A 17,034-nucleotide genomic window follows, 5' to 3' on the forward strand; every position below is an offset into this window, starting at 1 on the left:
CCGCACGGCCGTACGTTCTCCATGGTGGAGCGTTCGTATATCGGTGAGGTGACGGCCGGGTTGCCTCTGTGTTAGGTCCTGTCCGGGGTCCGCCGGGCAGGCCGTGACACCGCTTCCACGGTCATCCCGGATGGCCGCCGTCCCGCTCCCCGCCGTCCGGCTCCCCGCCGTCCCGCTCCCCTCCGTCCGGCTCCCCTCCGTCCGGCTCCCCGCCGGAGCGTGTGTGGCCGGTCCCGTCCCCGGTGTCCCGGGCGTCGGCGGGCTCGGGCGTCTCCAGCAGTCCCTCCGGCGGGACCACCTGCTTCTCCTCGGCGAAGTGGCAGGCCGAGTCGTGCCGGGCCGCCGTGTCCGAGTCCCGGAACACCGCCGGGACGGCCAGCAGGGGCACTTCGCGCGCGCACCGCTCCTGCGCCTTCCAGCAGCGGGTGCGGAAGCGGCAGCCCGACGGGATGTTCGCCGGTGACGGTACGTCCCCGTGGAGGATGATCCGCTCGCGGTACTCACGGGCCGTCGGGTCGGGCACCGGGACGGCGGACAGCAGGGCCTGGGTGTAGGGGTGCGTCGGGTGGTCGTAGATCTCCTCGCCGGTGCCGGTCTCGACGATCCGGCCGAGGTACATCACGCCGACCCGGTCGGAGATGTGCCGCACGATCGACAGGTCGTGCGCGATGAACACGAAGCTCAGCCCGAACTCCGCCTGGAGCCGGTCCAGCAGGTTGACCACCTGCGCCTGTACCGACACGTCGAGCGCGGAGACCGGCTCGTCCGCGACGATGATCTCCGGGTTGAGGGCGAGGCCGCGGGCGATGCCGATGCGCTGGCGCTGGCCGCCGGAGAACTGGTGCGGGTAGCGGTTGATGTACTCCGGGTTCAGCCCGACGACGTCCAGCAGGTCCCGCACCCTCTGCCGCCGGCTGCCCTTGGGCGCCACCTCGGGGTGGATCTCGTACGGCTCCCCGATGATGTCGCCGACCGTCATCCGCGGGTTCAGCGAGGTGTACGGGTCCTGGAACACCATCTGGATGTTGCGGCGCACGGCCTTCAGCGCACGGCCGGACAGCTTGGTGACGTCCTCCCCCTTGTAGCGGATCGCGCCCCCGGTCGGGGGTTCCAGGTGGACCAGCATCCTGGCGACCGTCGACTTCCCGCAGCCGGACTCCCCCACGATGCCCAGCGTCTCTCCCGCCGAGAGGTCGAAGTCCACGCCGTCGACGGCCTTGACCGCGCCGGTCTGCTTCTTGAAGAGGATGCCCCGGGTCAGCGGGTAGTGCTTGACCAGTCCCCGTACCTGGAGGATCGGATCACCCTCCGCGTACGGCCGCCCTTCGCCGGATTCCCGTGCCACGGCCTGGAGCGTGGCCCCGCCGCCGGCCGGACGGCCGGTGTCCTCAGCGCGCATCGAGCGTCTCCTTCCAGAAGTGGCAGGCGCTCCTGCGGTTCTCGTCCACGGTGTAGAGCGGCGGCTCGTCGGTACGGCACACCGGCCGGGCCATCGGGCAGCGCGGGTGGAAGGCGCAGCCGGGCGGGATGTGCAGCAGGTTGGGCGGCAGACCCTTGATCGCGTACAGTTCCTGGCCCTTCTGGTCCAGGCGCGGGATCGACCGCAGCAGGCCCTTGGTGTAGGGGTGGGCGGGTGCCCGGTAGATGTCGTGGACGGGCGAGGTCTCCACGATGCGGCCGGCGTACATCACCGCGATCTTGTCGGCGACGTCGGCCACCACGCCGAGGTCGTGGGTGATGAGGATCAGTCCCATGTTGAGTTCGCGCTGGAGCTCGGCGAGCAGGTCCATCACCTGGGCCTGGACGGTGACGTCCAGAGCGGTGGTCGGCTCGTCGGCGATGATCAGCGAGGGTTCCAGCGCCATCGCCATGGCGATCATGATGCGCTGGCGCATACCGCCCGAGAACTGGTGCGGGTAGTCCCCCACCCGCTCGCGGGCGGCCGGGATGCGCACCCGGTCCATCAGCTCGACGGCCTTGGCCCTGGCGTCGGAACGGGACATCCCCCGGTGCACGACGAACATCTCGCCGAGCTGGTCCCCCACGCTGAGCACCGGGTTCAGCGAGGACAGCGCGTCCTGGAAGATCATGGCCATCTCCTGGCCGCGGATCCTGCGGCGTTCCTCGGCCTTGAGTTTCAGCAGGTCGCGGTCCTTGAAGATGATCTCGCCCCCGCTGATCCGCCCCGGCGGCATGTCGAGGATGCCCATGATCGCCTGGGCGGTGACGGACTTGCCCGACCCGGACTCGCCGAGCACGGCCAGCGTCTGCCCCGCCTCCACGCTGTAGTTGACCCCGTTGACGGCCTGGGCCACGCCGTCGCGGGTGTGGAACTCCACGTGCAGGTCGCGCACTTCGAGCAGCATGGCGGTGGACTCCTCAGCGCAGCTTGGGGTCGAGGGCGTCGCGTACCGCGTCGCCGAGCATGATGAAGGCGAGCACGGTGACCGCGAGCGCCCCGGCGGGCCAGAGCAGCATGTGCGGCGCGTTGCGGATGTACTGCGAGGCGGCGGAGATGTCGATCCCCCAGGACACGGCCGGTGGTTTCAGTCCGACCCCGAGGTAGGAGAGGGTCGCCTCCAGCGAGATGTAGGTCCCCAGGGCGATGGTCGCGACGACGATCACGGGGGCGATGGCGTTGGGGGTGATGTGCCGCAGCATCATCCGCGCGTTGGAGGCCCCGAGCGCCCTGGCCGCCTGGACGTAGTCGTTCTGTTTGGCGGTGATGACGGAGCCGCGTGCGATACGGGCGATCTGCGGCCAGCCGAGCAGGACGATGAAGCCGATCACGGGCCAGACGGTGGAGCTGGTGACCACGGAGAGGAAGACCAGGCCGCCGAGGACCACGGGGATGCCGAAGAAGACGTCCGTGATGCGGGAGAGGACCGCGTCCCACGTCCCGCCGAAGAACCCGGCCAGCCCGCCCAGTACGCCGCCGAGCAGGGAGACCCCGAGCGTGGACAGCACGCCGACGGTCACCGAGGTCCGCGCGCCGTAGACGGTGCGGGTGTAGACGTCGCAGCCCTGGCCGTCGAAGCCGAAGGGGTGGCCGGGCTGGGAGCCTTCCTGCGCCTTGCCCAGGTCGCAGTCGAGCGGGTCCTGGGAGGCGATCAGCGACGGCCAGACCGAGATGACCACCAGGAACAGGATGATCAGCCCGGAGATGATGAAGACGGGGTTGCGGCGCAGGTCGCGCCAGGCGTCGGACCACAGGCTGCGGGGCTTGCCCGCGGGCCCGGCCCCGTCGGGGCCGCCCGGGGTTTTCTCCAGCGTCGCGCCCTCGTCCATCGCGAGGTCCATGGCCCCGCCCGCCCCGGCCCCCGAGATCGCTCCGCTCCCCGACGGGTCGTCCCACGGCTGCTGCTCAGGCATAGCGGATCCTCGGGTCGAGTACGGCGTACAGGAGGTCGACGATCAGGTTGGCCGCCAGGAAGACCAGGACCAGGACGGTCACGAACCCGACGACGGTCTGGGAGTTCTGGCGCAGGATGCCCTGGTAGAGCTGGTAGCCGACGCCGTGGATGTTGAAGATCCGCTCGGTGACGATCGCGCCGCCCATGAGCGCCCCCACGTCCGTCCCGATGAAGGTGACGACGGGGATGAGCGAGTTGCGCAGCAGGTGCCGGATCACCACCCGGCGCCTGGGCAGCCCCTTGGCCACGGCGGTGCGGACGTAGTCCGCGCGGGAGTTCTCGGCGATCGAGGTCCGGGTGAGCCGGGTGACGTAGGCGAGGGAGACCGAGGCGAGGACGAGTCCGGGGACGATGAGCTCGTCCAGCGGTGCGCCGGTGGAGACGGACGGTTTGATGACGCCCCACTGGACGCCGAGCAGGAGCTGGAGCAGCAGGCCGGTGACGAACGTCGGCACGGAGATGACGATCAGCGTGAGGATCAGCACGGTGGTGTCGACGGGCCGGCCCCGGCGCAGGCCCGTGACGACGCCGAGGCTGATGCCGATGACGATCTCGAAGACGATGGCGACGACGGTCAGCCGGATGGTGACGGGGAAGGCGGTGCCCATCAGCTCGGTGACCTTCTGCCCGTTGAAGGCGGTGCCGAAGTCGCCGGTGAAGACGTTGCCCATGTAGGTCACGTATTGCTGCCAGACGGGCTTGTCCAGGCCGAATTCGGCCCGCAGCCGGGAGGCTGTCGCGGGGTCGCACTGCCGGTCGCCGCAGAGGCCCGCGATGGGGTCTCCCATCACGTTCACCATGAGGAAGATCAGAAGCGTGGTGCCGAAGAAGACGGGGATCATCTGCAGCAGCCGCCGGATCACATAACGTCCCATGAAGGGCTCCGGGGGTCGGGGCGAGGAGGCCGGGCGGGGATGCGGGAGGCCGGGCGGCCGGTGCGCGGACGGCGCACCGGCCACCCGGCCCCGGTCAGGTCACTTGACCTTGATCTCGTTGTAGACCGGCACGCTGAACGGGTTGAGCGAGACGCCGCTGATCCGGTCCGAGTAGCCGGCGCTGCCGTTCTGGTACCAGAGCGGGATGGCCGGCATCTGCTCGGCCAGGACCTTCTCGGCGTCCTGGAAGGTGGAGACCGCCTTGGCCTTGTCGGTCTCGGCGTTGGCCTTGTCCACCAGGCCGTCGAACTCCTCGTTGCTCCACTTGCCGTCGTTGGAGGAGGCGTCGGTGTAGTAGGTCGGCTGGAGGAAGTTCTGGATCAGCGGGTAGTCCATCTGCCAGCCGGCCCGCCAGGCACCGGTCAGTTTCTGGTTGGAGACCTGGCTGCGGAAGTCGGCGAAGGTGCCGACCGGGGCGCCGACGCATGCCTTGTTGTCGCCCATGACGTTGTTGATGCTGTTGCAGACGGCGTCGACCCATTCCTTGTGCGAGCCGGTGTCCGCGTTGTACGAGATCTTGAGCTGGCCGCCCGGGATCCCGCCGCCCTCCTCGATGAGCTTCTTGGCCCCCGCCTTGTCGTACTCGCACGGGGAGCCGCACAGGCCCTTCTTGAAGCCGCCGTCCTTGCCGAGCACCGGGGAGGTCCAGTCGGTGGCCGGGGTGCGGGTCTTCCGGAAGATCTGGTCGGTGATCTGCGCGCGGTTGATCGCCTTCGACAGTCCCTGGCGCACCTTGGCCGCGTCGGGGGTGTCCCACTTCTTGTCGTAGAAGGGGAAGGCGAGGGTCTGGATGATCCCCGCGGGGGTGTTGATGTACCGGTCGCCGAGGTCGGCCTGCACGTTCTTGAGCTGCGAGGCCGGGATGTCGTCGACGAGGTCGAGGTTGCCGGCGGTCAGGTCGGTGTAGGCGGTGTTGTTGTCGGTGTAGACCTTGAGGTCGATGCCGCCGTTCTGCGCCTTGTCCGCCCCCGGGTACCCGTCCCACCTGCGCAGGCTCATCGAGGAGCCCTTGTCATAGCTCTCGATGGTGTAGGGGCCGTTGCCGACCGGCTTGGAGAGCCATGCGTCGTGGTCGTCGTAGAAGGCCTTGGGCAGGGGCGCGAAGGCCGCGTAGCCGAGGGTGTCGGGCCAGGTGGAGAACTTCTGCGACAGCTTCACGGTGAAGGTGGTGTCGTCCACCGCCTTCAGGCCGGAGAGGGTGTCGGCGCTCGCGTCGCCCGAGTCGGGGTGGACCTTGTCGTAGCCGTCGATGTAGCCGAAGAAGTAGGCGTTCTTCTGGTTGTTCTCCAGCGCGGCGCCGTAGTTCCAGGCGTCCACGAAGGACTTGGCGGTGATCTTCTCGCCGTTGCTGAAGGTCCAGTTGTCCTTGATCTTCACGGTGAAGTTCTGCGAGTCCTTTGACGTGATCGACTGGGCGATCTCGTTCTTGGCCTCGCCGGTCTTCGGGTCGTAGCGGACGAGTCCCCGGAAGACCATGTCGAGGACCTTGCCGCCCTGCACCTCGTTGGTGTTCGCCGGCTCCAGCGGGTTCTGCGGGTCACCCCAGGAGGAGCTGACGATGCCGTCCGCGCCGCCTCCGCCGCCGCCACCGCCGTCCCCGCCGCCGCAGGCCGTGGCCGCCAGGGCGACGGCTACGGCACATGCGGCCCACCTGGCCTGTGTGGCTCCGCGCATGGAGTGCCTCCTAGGGTTCCCTTGAGTAGCTCAATGCCCTATATCACCCCATTTGACGGTACGTCGCATGCGTATGTCCTCCGTACGGGCGCGCCCGTAACACGCGAAGGCGCCCGGCCCCCCGTGTCGGGGAGGCCGGGCGCCTGTCGTCGTCCGCGCCGGGCGGGTTACGCCGCGTTCACGACGTTCTTCTCCTCGGCGAAGTGGCACGCCGACTCGTGCGCCGCGGGCGTGTCCGTGGCCTTGAAGCGCTCGGGGACCGCCAGCAGCGGCACCTCGGTGGCGCACTTGTCCTCGGCCTTCCAGCACCGGGTGCGGAAGCGGCAGCCCGAGGGCGGGTTGGCCGGCGAGGGGACGTCACCGGTGAGGATGATCCGCTCGCGGCCCTCACGGGCGTCCGGGTCGGGGACCGGGACCGCCGACAGCAGCGCCTGGGTGTAGGGGTGCGTCGGGTGGTCGTAGATCTGCGTGTCGGTACCGATCTCGGCCATCTTGCCGAGGTACATCACGCCGACCCGGTCGGAGATGTGCCGCACGATCGACAGGTCGTGCGCGATGAAGAGGTAGGACAGGTTGAACTCGTCCTGGAGCTTCTCCATCAGGTTGATGACCTGGGCCTGCACCGACACGTCGAGCGCGGAGACCGGCTCGTCGCAGATGATGATCTCCGGGTTGAGCGCGAGGCCGCGGGCGATGCCGATGCGCTGGCGCTGGCCGCCGGAGAACTGGTGCGGGTAGCGGTTGATGTACTCCGGGTTCAGCCCGACGACGTCCAGGAGCTCCTGCACCCGGCGGCGCCGGTCGCCCTTCGGGGCCACCTCGGGGTGGATCTCGAAGGTCTCCCCGATGATGTCGCCGACCGTCATCCGCGGGTTCAGCGAGGTGTACGGGTCCTGGAACACCATCTGGATGTTGCGGCGCACGGCCTTCAGCGCACGGCCGGACAGCTTGGTGATGTCCTGGCCCTTGTAGAAGACCTCGCCCGCGGTGGCCCGCTCCAGCGTCATCAGCAGCTTGGCGACCGTGGACTTGCCGCAGCCGGACTCACCGACGATACCGAGGGTCTCGCCCTGGTAGAGGTCGAAGGAGACCCCGTCCACGGCCTTGACCGCGCCGACCTGCTTCTTGAAGAGGATGCCCTGGGTCAGCGGGAAGTGCTTGACCAGGTTGCGGACCTGGAGGATCGGCTCCCCCTTGGAGACGGGGGCGTCGATCGCCGCCACGGCCTCCGTCTCGGTACCCGCGTTGACGGTCGCCACTTCGGTGACGTTCGGGGTGGCGTCCACGGACTCCTTCTTGAGCTCAGCCATGGATCGTCTCCTTCCAGAAGTGGCAGGCGCTGCCGCGGCCGGCCAGCTCGGTGCCGTCCTGCTCGGTCACCGGGAGCAGGGCCGGGATGTCCGTACGGCACACGTCCTGCGCCATGGTGCAGCGCGGGTTGAAGGCGCAGCCGGACGGCACGTGCAGCAGGTTGGGCGGCAGGCCCTTGATCGCGTAGAGCTCCTGGCCCTTCTGGTCCAGGCGCGGGATCGAGTCCAGCAGCCCCTTGGTGTAGGGGTGCGCGGGACGCTTGTAGATCTCGTGGACCGGGGCGGTCTCGACGATCCGGCCCGCGTACATCACGGCGATCTTGTCGGCGACGTCAGCGACGACACCGAGGTCGTGCGTGATGAGGATCAGACCCATGTTGAAGTCACGCTGGAGCTCCGCGAGGAGGTCCATGACCTGGGCCTGGACCGTCACGTCGAGCGCCGTGGTGGGCTCGTCCGCGATGATCAGGTCCGGCTCCAGGGCGAGCGCCATCGCGATCATGATGCGCTGGCGCATACCGCCGGAGAACTGGTGCGGGTAGTCCGAGACACGGGCCTTGGCCGCCGGGATCTTCACCCGGTCCATCAGCTCGATGGACTTGGCCTTGGCCTCCTTCTTGGACATGCCCTTGTGGACCCGGAACATCTCGCCGAGCTGGTAGCCGACGCTGAGGACCGGGTTGAGCGAGGACAGCGCGTCCTGGAAGATCATCGCGATCTTCCGGCCGCGGATCTGCCGGCGCTCCTCGGCCGACATCTTGAGCATGTCCTGGCCGCGGAAGAGGATCTCGCCCTTCGGGATGCGGCCGGGGGGCATGTCCAGGATGCCCATGATCGCCTGGGCGGTCACGGACTTGCCGGAGCCGGACTCGCCGAGCACCGCGAGGGTCTCGCCCGCGCTGACGTTGTAGTTGACGCCGTTGACGGCCTTGGCGACCCCGTCACGGGTGTGGAACTCCACGTGCAGGTCGCGGACCTCGAGCAGCGGGCCGCCCGTGTCGTCGGACCCGCGCGGAGCGGGGACGTCCGCGGTCTTGTCGATGATGGTCATGTACGCCTCCCTCAGCGCAGCTTGGGGTCGAGGGCGTTGCGTACAGCATCGCCGAGCATGATGAACGCCAGAACGGTGATCGACACCATGACCGACGGGATGATCAGCACGAACGCGGCGTTGCGCAGCTGCTCCTGGCCGGAGGAGATGTCGACACCCCACGACACGGTCGGCTCGGCGAGTCCGATGCCCAGGAAGGACAGCGTGGCCTCGGCCGAGATGTAACCGCCGAGGGCGATGGTGGCGACCACGATCACCGGGGCCATGGCGTTCGGCAGGATGTGGCGGAGCAGGATGCGGCTGGTCGAGGCGCCGAGCGCCTTGGCCGCCATCACGTAGTCCGCCTGCTTGATCGTCAGCACGGAACCACGCGCCACACGGGCGATCTGGGTCCAGCCGAGGAAGGCCAGGGCCAGGATGACGACCCAGACGTGACGCTCGTCGAACGAGGTCAGGATGACCATCGCGCCGAGGATGAAGGGGACTCCGAAGAAGATGTCGGTGACCCGGGAGAGCAGCGTGTCGATCCAGCCGCCGAAGTAGCCGGCCAGCATGCCGACCACGGTGCCCAGGATCGTGACGAGGGCGGTGACGATCACCGCGACCATGATCGAGGCACGGGCGCCGTAGATGACACGTGCGTAGATCGAGCGGCCCTGGATGTCGTAGCCGAACCAGTCCTCCTGGAAGAAGTTCCCCCACTTGGGCTTCTGGAGGTAGTGGTTGGCCAGGTCCGCGTAGCGCGGGTCCGCGCCGGTGAACAGGCCGGGGGCTATCGCCATCATCAGCAGGAAGAAGATCAGGACGGCCGAGACGATGAACAGCGGGCTGCGCCGCAGGTCGTGCCAGGCGTCCGACCACAGGCTGCGGGGCTTGCCCACCGGCGCGGAGGCCGCCTGCTCGGCGGCCGAGTCGGCGGACAGGCCGGTGGGGGCTTCCTTGAGCACCTCAGGCATAACGGATCCTCGGGTCCAGGACCGCGTAAAGCAGGTCGACGAGCAGGCTGGTGACGAGATAGACGATGACGATCAGCGTCACGATGCCGACGACCGTGGCGCCTTCACGGTGCTGCAGCGCACCGAAGACCGCCCGGCCCACACCCTGGACGTTGAAGATCCCCTCGGTGACGACGGCGCCGCCGAGCAGCGCACCGAGGTCGGTACCGAGGAAGGTGACCACCGGGATCATCGAGTTGCGCATGAGGTGGACGCCGATGACGCGACGGCGCGGCAGGCCCTTGGCCACCGCGGTGCGCATGTAGTCGGCGCGCAGGTTCTCCGCGATCGACGTACGGGTCAGGCGCGCGACGTACGCGAGGGAGAGCGACCCGAGGACGACCGCCGGCAGGAGCAGCTCACCCCAGTTCGCTTCCGCGCTGACGTTGGGGTCGACCCAGCCGAGCTGGTGGGCGAAGAAGTACTGGGCGAGGAAGCCGAGCACGAACGACGGCACCGAGATGAGCAGCAGCGTCAGGACGAGCAGGCCGCGGTCGCGGAGGGTGTCGGCCTTGAGTCCGGCGAAGACGCCGATGGAGATACCGACGAGAACGGTGAAGACGAAGGCAAACAGCGCCAGCCTGATCGTGATCGGGAAAGCGTCCGCGATGGTCTCGGACACCGGACGACCGCTGGCGATCTCCGTTCCGAAGTCACCCTGGAAGAGCCCGACCAGATAGTTCCAGTACTGGTGCCAGAACGGCAGGTCGAGGCCGAGGTCCTTCTTCATGGCCGCGATCTGTGCGGGGTCGACGGTCTGCTCGCCTGCGAGTGCGCGCACGGGATCGCCGGGCAGCACATACATCATGGCGAAGACCAGCATGGTTGATCCGAGGAAGACCGGGATCATCTGGAGCAGTCGCCGCGCGACGTAACGCCCCATGTTTGCCTCCGATTTGGGGTCATGCAGCCCGGGGACCGCGCTCCGGATATCGAAGCGCGGCCCCCGGGACCTACTGCCTGTGTGGGCGGCTGATGGCCGAGTGGGGCCCTCAGGCGTGGTTACTTCACGGTGACGTCGGTCATGACGTAGTCACCACGGAAGTCGATCGCGACGTTGTCGACGGACTTGCCGTAACCGCCGTTGATCTTGTACTCCCAGAGCGGGATCGCCGGCATCTTGTCGAGGACGAGCTTCTCGGCCTCCTGGTACGCCTTGATCGACTCGTCCAGGGAGGGGGCGTTGTCGCCCTTCTTGAAGGCCGCGTCGACCTCCTTGTCCGAGAACCGGCCGTTGTTGGCCTCGGCGGTGGTGCCGTACAGCTCCCGCATGAAGTTGACGTTCAGCGGGTAGTCGGCGACCCAGCCACCGCGGTACATCGACTTCACCTGGTCGTTGTCACGCGCTTCCAGGTCGGTCTGGAAGTCCGGCTTGGCGTCCGGGATGCAGTCGACACCGGTCGAGTTGCGGATGGACTCGCAGACCGCGGTCACCCACTCCTTGTGGCCGCCGTCGGCGTTGTACTGGATCCAGATCTTGTTGTCCGGAACACCGCCGCCTTCCTTGACGAGCGCCTTCGCCTTGGCCGGGTCGAACGTGAAGACGTCCGTGTCCAGCTGCTGGTTGCCGGCGACGCCCGGGGGCGTGAAGCTCTTCGCGGGCTCGCGGGTGCCGTTGAGCACGGTCTTGGTGATCGTGTCACGGTCGATGCCCATGGACAGACCCTGGATGACCTTCGGGTCGATGTCCTTGAAGGTCTTCGAGTAGAAGGTCGGGACCAGCGACTGGACGGCCGCGTACGGCTCGTCGATCACGCGGTCACCGAGGTCCTGCTTGTACTTCGGCAGGTCCTTCGGGCCGACCTGGCGGATCATGTCCAGGTTGCCGGAGATCAGGTCCTGGTACGCGGCCTCGACGGTCGCGTAGTTCTTGAACAGGATGCCCTTGTTCTTGGCCTTGTTCGGACCCTGGTAGTCCGGGTTGGCCTTGACCTGGATGAGCTTCTTGTGGTCCCACTTCTCGAAGATGTAGGGACCGTTGCCGACCGGCGCCTGGCCGAAGGCCTTGGTGTCCTTGTAGAACACCTCGGGCAGCGGGGCGAAGGTGTAGTAGCCGAGCTTGTACTCGAAGTACGGGACCGGCTTGTCGAGCTCGATCGTGAAGGTGGTGTCGTCGACCGCCTTCAGACCGGACATCTCCTCGGACTTCGGGTCACCCTTCTCCGGGTGGACGTCCGCGTAGCCCTTGATGTCCTCGAACCAGAAGGCGTTCTGCTGGTTGTTCTTGATGTTGGCGTACCAGTTCCACGCCTTGATGTACGACTCGGCGGTGACCGGGGTGCCGTCGTGGAACTTCCAGCCGGGCTTGAGCTTGACCGTCCAGGTCTTGGAGTCCTCCGTCGTCACGGACTCCGCGTTCGTGTAGACGATGTTGCCCTCGCCGTCGAACTCCAGGAGCTGCGTGAACACGGCCTGGATGACGTAGCTGCCGAGCTGCTCGTTCGTGTCGGCCGGGATCAGGGGCTTCTGCGGCTCACCGACGTCGACGGAGACGTAGCCCGCGGGCTTGCCCTTCTCCTTCGAAGCAGAGTTGCTGCTGTCGTCGCCGTCGCCCCCGCCGCAGGCGGTCGCGGCCAGGGCGATGATTGCCGCTCCCGCGACCCACTTGGCGCTCTTGGCACCGCGCATGGGTTTCCTCCTCATGAGTCCACTTTTGACTACAAGAAGGGCACTGGAGAGATCCACCGACACCCCTGACGGCGATCGTTTCCCGTGCCCCGAGTGTGCTCGTGAGTCGGCACTCCCCACAGTGCGCTGACCCATTGACCCGAGCTCAATGGAGCCAACTATTAAGGAACACCGGGCTGTAAACCACACTTAAAGGGTCTCGGTTTGACAACATCAGGACACCCCGGATGACCGAAATCCGGACAAAGTGATCCCAGACAGACACCCCCGAAACGGACCGTTAACACATGTTCCGGAGAGCGACGCACGATATCCGGACACCTCGGTCAGATAATCCGGTTGACGGAAAGGCCCGGGCCCCCACAGTGTCTGCGGGGGCCCGGGCCTCGTGTCCATGGCTCATCGGCCGGTTCGCCGGCGAAGGACGGCGCTCCGGGACGGCTCAGCCGTGCTTGGCGCGCGAGGCGGTGCGTCCGCGCTGCTTCTGGTCCAGGACGACCTTGCGGATGCGGACCGTCTCCGGGGTGACCTCGATGCACTCGTCGTCGCGGCAGAACTCCAGGGACTGCTCCAGCGAGAGCTTGCGGGCCGGCACCACGTTCTCGGTGGTGTCCGCGGAGGCCGCGCGCATGTTGGTGAGCTTCTTCTCCTTGGTGATGTTCACGTCCATGTCGTCGGCGCGTGAGTTCTCACCGATGATCATGCCCTCGTAGACCTCGGTGCCGGCCTCGGTGAAGATGACACCGCGCTCCTGGAGGTTGACCATCGCGAAGGGCGTGACCGTGCCCGCGCGGTCGGCGACCAGCGAGCCGTTGTGGCGGGTGCGCAGCTCGCCGAACCACGGCTCGTGGCCCTCGAAGATGGAGTGCGCGATGCCCGTACCGCGGGTCTGGGTCAGGAACTCCGTACGGAAGCCGATCAGGCCGCGGGAAGGAACGATCCACTCCATGCGGACCCAGCCCGAGCCGTGGTTCGTCATGGTCTCCATACGGCCCTTGCGGGTCGCCATCAGCTGTGTGATGGCACCGAGGTGCTCCTCGGGGGAGTCGATCGTCATGCGCTCGATGGGCTCGTGCGTCTTGCCGTCCACCTGCTTGGTGACGACCTCGGGCTTGCCGACGGTCAGCTCGAAGCCCTCGCGGCGCATCTGCTCGACCAGGATCGCCAGCGCGAGCTCACCGCGGCCCTGGACCTCCCAGGCGTCGGGGCGCTCGGTGTCCAGGACGCGGAGCGAGACGTTGCCGATCAGCTCGCGGTCGAGGCGGTCCTTCACCTGGCGGGCGGTGACCTTGTGGCCCTTGCCGCCCTTGCCGACGAGCGGCGAGGTGTTCGTACCGATGGTCATCGAGATGGCGGGCTCGTCGACCGTGATCAGCGGCAGCGCGATCGGGTTCTCGGGGTCGGCCAGGGTCTCGCCGATCATGATGTCCGGGATGCCGGCGATGGCGCAGATGTCGCCGGGGCCGGCCTTCTCGGCGGGCTTGCGGGTGAGCGCCTCGGTCATCAGGAGCTCGGTGATGCGCACGTTGGACATCGTGCCGTCGCGCTTGATCCAGGTGACCGTCTGGCCCTTGCGCAGCTCGCCCTGCTCGACACGGCAGAGCGCGATACGGCCGAGGAAGTTGTCGGCGTCCAGGTTGGTGACGTGCGCCTGGAGCGGGGCCTCGTCGTCGTACTCGGGAGCCGGGACCGTGGAGAGGATCGTGGTGAAGAACGGCTCCAGGTTGTCGCTGTCGGCGGGGACGGTGCCGTCCTCGGGCTTGGTCAGCGAGGCGACGCCGTCACGGGCGCAGGCGTAGACGATCGGGAACTCGATCTGGTCCTCGTCGGCGTCCAGGTCCAGGAAGAGGTCGTAGGTCTCGTCGATGACCTCGGCGATACGCGAGTCCGGGCGGTCCGTCTTGTTGATGCAGAGGATGACCGGCAGCTTGGCGGTGAGCGCCTTGCGCAGCACGAACCGGGTCTGCGGGAGCGGGCCCTCGGAGGCGTCGACGAGCAGGACGACCGCGTCCACCATCGACAGACCGCGCTCGACCTCGCCGCCGAAGTCGGCGTGGCCGGGGGTGTCGATGATGTTGATCGTGATGGGGTCCCCGCCGTCCTTGGGGTGATACTTCACCGCCGTGTTCTTGGCGAGGATCGTGATGCCCTTCTCACGCTCCAGGTCGTTCGAGTCCATCATGCGTTCGTCGAGGTTCTCGGCAGCGTGCGCCGCGAAGGCGCCCGCCTGCTTGAGCATGGCGTCGACCAGGGTGGTCTTGCCGTGGTCGACGTGGGCGACAATGGCTACGTTACGGATGTCGTGGCGCGTGGGCATGGGTGGCTTGCGCTTCTCTCGATCGTGGGATCAGGCGTCTCTGTCGGTCTCGAGTCCTCGTACGCCCGCCGGGCGGACACGCCACGGCTGGTCCAATGGTACGGGCACGACGCGCCCGGGGCTTCCCGGCCCGTTCCGCGAGACGGTTCGCCGGGCGTTGTCCAACGGGTGTTCAGCCACGGCCGCTGCGGCGTCCGGGGGCCCTCGGGGCCGGACGGCGTGGGGTGCGGGGTGGATGCGGAGCCCGGGTCCAGGCAGCCACGACCTTGCCCGCCGGCACTGCCGACGGGCAAGGGAATTGAGCGGATCCTGAGCTTTGGATACCGCCGTGACCTGCTACTTCGCGCGTTTCGCAGGGGATCCTGCCGCTTGGCCCTCCAGGAAGCCGATGTCCTGGTAGCGGGGGGTGGCGAAACCGAAGGCGCCGACGTTCCTGAGCCGCTTGTCGACGGCGACGAGCTGGGGCCGCTGGTACAGCGGAATCGATCCCGCGGCGGCCCAGATCCGTGCGTCCGCCTGCTTCAGCAGGTCCCTGGCCGCCTTGGCGTCGAGTTCCGAGACCGCCCGGTCGAAGAGCTGGTCGATGTGGTCGGAGCCGACCCGGGTGTAGTTCTGCTCCACGATCAGTGATCCGTCGGCGGCCGGTTCCGGTTTGGCGTAGATGGGGCGGCCGTCGGTGGCCGGGTAGGCGGTGGCGGGCCAGGAGTACAGGGCCATGTCGTAGTCGCCGGAGGCGATGTGGTCCTTGAAGTAGCTCTCGTCCTCGACCTTCACGATCCGGGCGCCGATACCGACCGCGTCCAGCATCCGGACGATCTTGTCCCCGACCGCGCGCAGCGACCGGGTGCCGGGACCGGAGGGCAGGACGAAGCGCAGGTCCAGCGGCTTTCCGTTCCTGCCCAGGCGGTTGCCGGCCGGGGCGGGCGCGGGCGCGGGGGCGGCGGTGCCCTGTGGGGCGTACGCGCCGGGTGCCCCCCCGGGCCGCTGGTCCTGGGCGCGCGGGCCGGCGGCCCGTTCGTACGGCCGGTCGCCCGGCTTGCCGTCGGCGCCGGCGCTGTCGGCCTCGCTGCCCGCCTTGACGTCCTCGGGCGGCTCGCCCGCGCCGTCCCGGGTCCAGCCCGCGTCCGCCAGCAGGGCCCGGGCCTCCTCGGTGCTGTGGTCGCCCAGCGCCCCGCTGGCGTCGTGGTAGGCGGGCTGCCCGGCCAGGGCCAGGTGGCTGCCGGGCGGCCGGGCGGGCAGGCCCAGCGGCTTGAGCACGGTCTCGGCGAGTTCCCGGCGGTCCAGGGCCCGGGCGATCGCACGGCGGACCCGTTCGTCGGAGAGGGGGCCGGAGGTGCCGTTCAGGGCCAGCTGTGTGGTGGCGGGCTCCAGGGACTTGCGTACGGCGAAACCGTTCAGCGCCTTCTGTTCGGCCGCGTACGCGGCGACGGCCTCGCGGTTCTCCGCGCGGGCCGCCCGGGCGGCCTCGGCCGCCTCCTCGTCGGACCCGTGGGCCAGGGCCCAGGACCGCAGGGCGGCGGCCGGGGTGATGCCGGCGCCGGGGCCGTGCGCGGGTGCGCCGCCGCCGGTGCGGTAGCGGGCGGCCCGGGCGAGGGTGTCCGCCGCCGCGGGGTCGACCTCGGCGACGTCCACCGTGCCCTCGGTGAGGGCCTCGGTGCGGTCCTCGGGCTTCACGGCCCGGAAGACCAGTGATCCGAGCCTGGCCCGGTCGCCCCACCAGCGGGGGTTGCGGTCGAGGGTGACCGTCCCCGCGTCCTCGTCGGTCTTCCCCAGCCGGAACGGTCCGGCGGTGTTCTCCAGGGCGGTCCGGGCCCCGTCGTTGAAGGCGTCGGGCGAACCGGTCACGTCCTTCGGGTAGAGCGGGGAGAAGAGGGAGCGCCAGTCGGCGTACGGCTTGGCGAAGGTGACCCGGACCTCCAGGTCGTCCTTGCCGCGTTCGATCTTCTCGATACGCTCGTAGCCGGCGTTGCGCGCGGTCCAGAACGCCGAGTCCCTGCCGTTGAGCGCCCGCCACTGGGCGAGGAAGTCGGGGGCCCCGACCTCCCGGCCGTCGCTCCAGACGGCCTGCTGGCTGAGCTTGTAGAGCACGACCTGCCTCGGCTCCCGCTCGATGACCTCCGCGGATTCCAGGTAGTCGGGGTTGAGCCGGGGCTCCCCGCGCGCGTCCATCGTGAAGAGGGCGGGCAGCACGGCGCCGGTGATCCGGGCGGTCGCGCCGTCCGCGTCGGCCTGGAAGGCGTTGAGGGTGGTGGGCAGCGCGTCGACCGCCCAGGTGAGCGTGGAGCCGTCGGCGAGCCGGTCGCGGGGGGCGGGGGCGATGTCCTGTCCCGCCGCCACCGGGACGCGGGGCTCGTCGTCGGAGGTGCAGCCCGCCAGTCCGGGAACCGTGAGTACCCCCGTCACCAGGAGTGCGACCGAGCGGCGCTTTCGGGCCGTCCCGCGCGGGACGCCGAGGTGGGCCATGGCTGATACCTCCGGGGCCGGCCCGGCCCACCCGTACCGGAATGGACCGGATGATTACGTTCTGGTGTCATTTGCAGTTCATCAGACTGATCCGCTGATCCACTGAACGCCACCTCTTCGCGCACGAGGAGGCAGGCGCGGCCGGTGCGATGACCGCTGTCACCCGTGCGGCCCCGGGGGACGTACTCGAGTACGTCGTACGGATGTGCGGCATTTCGGCGGACGCCGTTCCCCGTCTCCGGTGCCGT

At 68.6% G+C, this 17,034-nt stretch carries 12 protein-coding genes; all 12 read right to left on the minus strand.

Features of this window, described 5'->3' with window-relative positions:
- Window positions 1-121 precede the first annotated feature (121 nt).
- The 12 genes from CP967_RS11330 to CP967_RS11385 all read right to left on the minus strand — a co-directional run bounded on the left by CP967_RS11330 (window position 122) and on the right by CP967_RS11385 (window position 16,786).
- The gene (locus CP967_RS11330; RefSeq protein ID WP_150487868.1) at window positions 122-1,399 is read right to left on the minus strand and encodes an ABC transporter ATP-binding protein; all 1,278 of its coding nucleotides are present in this window, start codon (window positions 1,397-1,399) and stop codon (window positions 122-124) included.
- Window positions 1,389-2,366 carry an ABC transporter ATP-binding protein gene (locus tag CP967_RS11335; RefSeq protein WP_150487869.1) on the minus strand — a complete coding sequence of 326 codons (978 nt, stop codon included), beginning with the start codon at window positions 2,364-2,366 and terminating at the stop codon, window positions 1,389-1,391. Before CP967_RS11335 ends, CP967_RS11330 begins: the two co-directional genes overlap by 11 nt.
- 13 nt (window positions 2,367-2,379) lie before the next feature.
- Window positions 2,380-3,372: an ABC transporter permease gene (locus CP967_RS11340; RefSeq protein WP_150487870.1), complete on the minus strand. Its 993-nt coding sequence runs from the start codon at window positions 3,370-3,372 to the stop codon at window positions 2,380-2,382.
- Complete coding sequence (locus tag CP967_RS11345) at window positions 3,365-4,288, minus strand: ABC transporter permease (protein ID WP_150487871.1); 924 nt, start codon at window positions 4,286-4,288, stop codon at window positions 3,365-3,367. The genes CP967_RS11340 and CP967_RS11345 overlap by 8 nt, the downstream gene beginning before the upstream one ends.
- A 99-nt stretch (window positions 4,289-4,387) precedes the next feature.
- Window positions 4,388-6,022: a peptide ABC transporter substrate-binding protein gene (locus CP967_RS11350; RefSeq protein WP_150487872.1), complete on the minus strand. Its 1,635-nt coding sequence runs from the start codon at window positions 6,020-6,022 to the stop codon at window positions 4,388-4,390.
- Window positions 6,023-6,189: 167 nt separating this feature from the next.
- Window positions 6,190-7,332: an ABC transporter ATP-binding protein gene (locus CP967_RS11355; protein ID WP_150487873.1), complete on the minus strand. Its 1,143-nt coding sequence runs from the start codon at window positions 7,330-7,332 to the stop codon at window positions 6,190-6,192.
- Window positions 7,325-8,383 carry an ABC transporter ATP-binding protein gene (locus tag CP967_RS11360; RefSeq protein WP_150487874.1) on the minus strand — a complete coding sequence of 353 codons (1,059 nt, stop codon included), beginning with the start codon at window positions 8,381-8,383 and terminating at the stop codon, window positions 7,325-7,327. Before CP967_RS11360 ends, CP967_RS11355 begins: the two co-directional genes overlap by 8 nt.
- 11 nt (window positions 8,384-8,394) lie before the next feature.
- The gene (locus tag CP967_RS11365; protein ID WP_150487875.1) at window positions 8,395-9,339 is read right to left on the minus strand and encodes an ABC transporter permease; all 945 of its coding nucleotides are present in this window, start codon (window positions 9,337-9,339) and stop codon (window positions 8,395-8,397) included.
- Window positions 9,332-10,261 (minus strand): ABC transporter permease, encoded by a 930-nt coding sequence (locus CP967_RS11370; protein ID WP_150487876.1) that lies wholly within the window; start codon window positions 10,259-10,261, stop codon window positions 9,332-9,334. Before CP967_RS11370 ends, CP967_RS11365 begins: the two co-directional genes overlap by 8 nt.
- Before the next feature lie 119 nt (window positions 10,262-10,380).
- Window positions 10,381-12,006: a peptide ABC transporter substrate-binding protein gene (locus CP967_RS11375; RefSeq protein WP_150487877.1), complete on the minus strand. Its 1,626-nt coding sequence runs from the start codon at window positions 12,004-12,006 to the stop codon at window positions 10,381-10,383.
- Between the two features lie 442 nt (window positions 12,007-12,448).
- Window positions 12,449-14,323, minus strand: a complete 1,875-nt coding sequence (gene typA / locus CP967_RS11380; protein WP_150487878.1) for a translational GTPase TypA — start codon at window positions 14,321-14,323, stop codon at window positions 12,449-12,451.
- Window positions 14,324-14,659: 336 nt separating this feature from the next.
- Window positions 14,660-16,786: an ABC transporter family substrate-binding protein gene (locus tag CP967_RS11385; protein ID WP_150487879.1), complete on the minus strand. Its 2,127-nt coding sequence runs from the start codon at window positions 16,784-16,786 to the stop codon at window positions 14,660-14,662.
- Window positions 16,787-17,034: the final 248 nt, after the last annotated feature.

Origin of the sequence: Streptomyces nitrosporeus, assembly GCF_008704555.1 — a bacterium.
GTDB lineage: Bacteria > Actinomycetota > Actinomycetes > Streptomycetales > Streptomycetaceae > Streptomyces > Streptomyces nitrosporeus.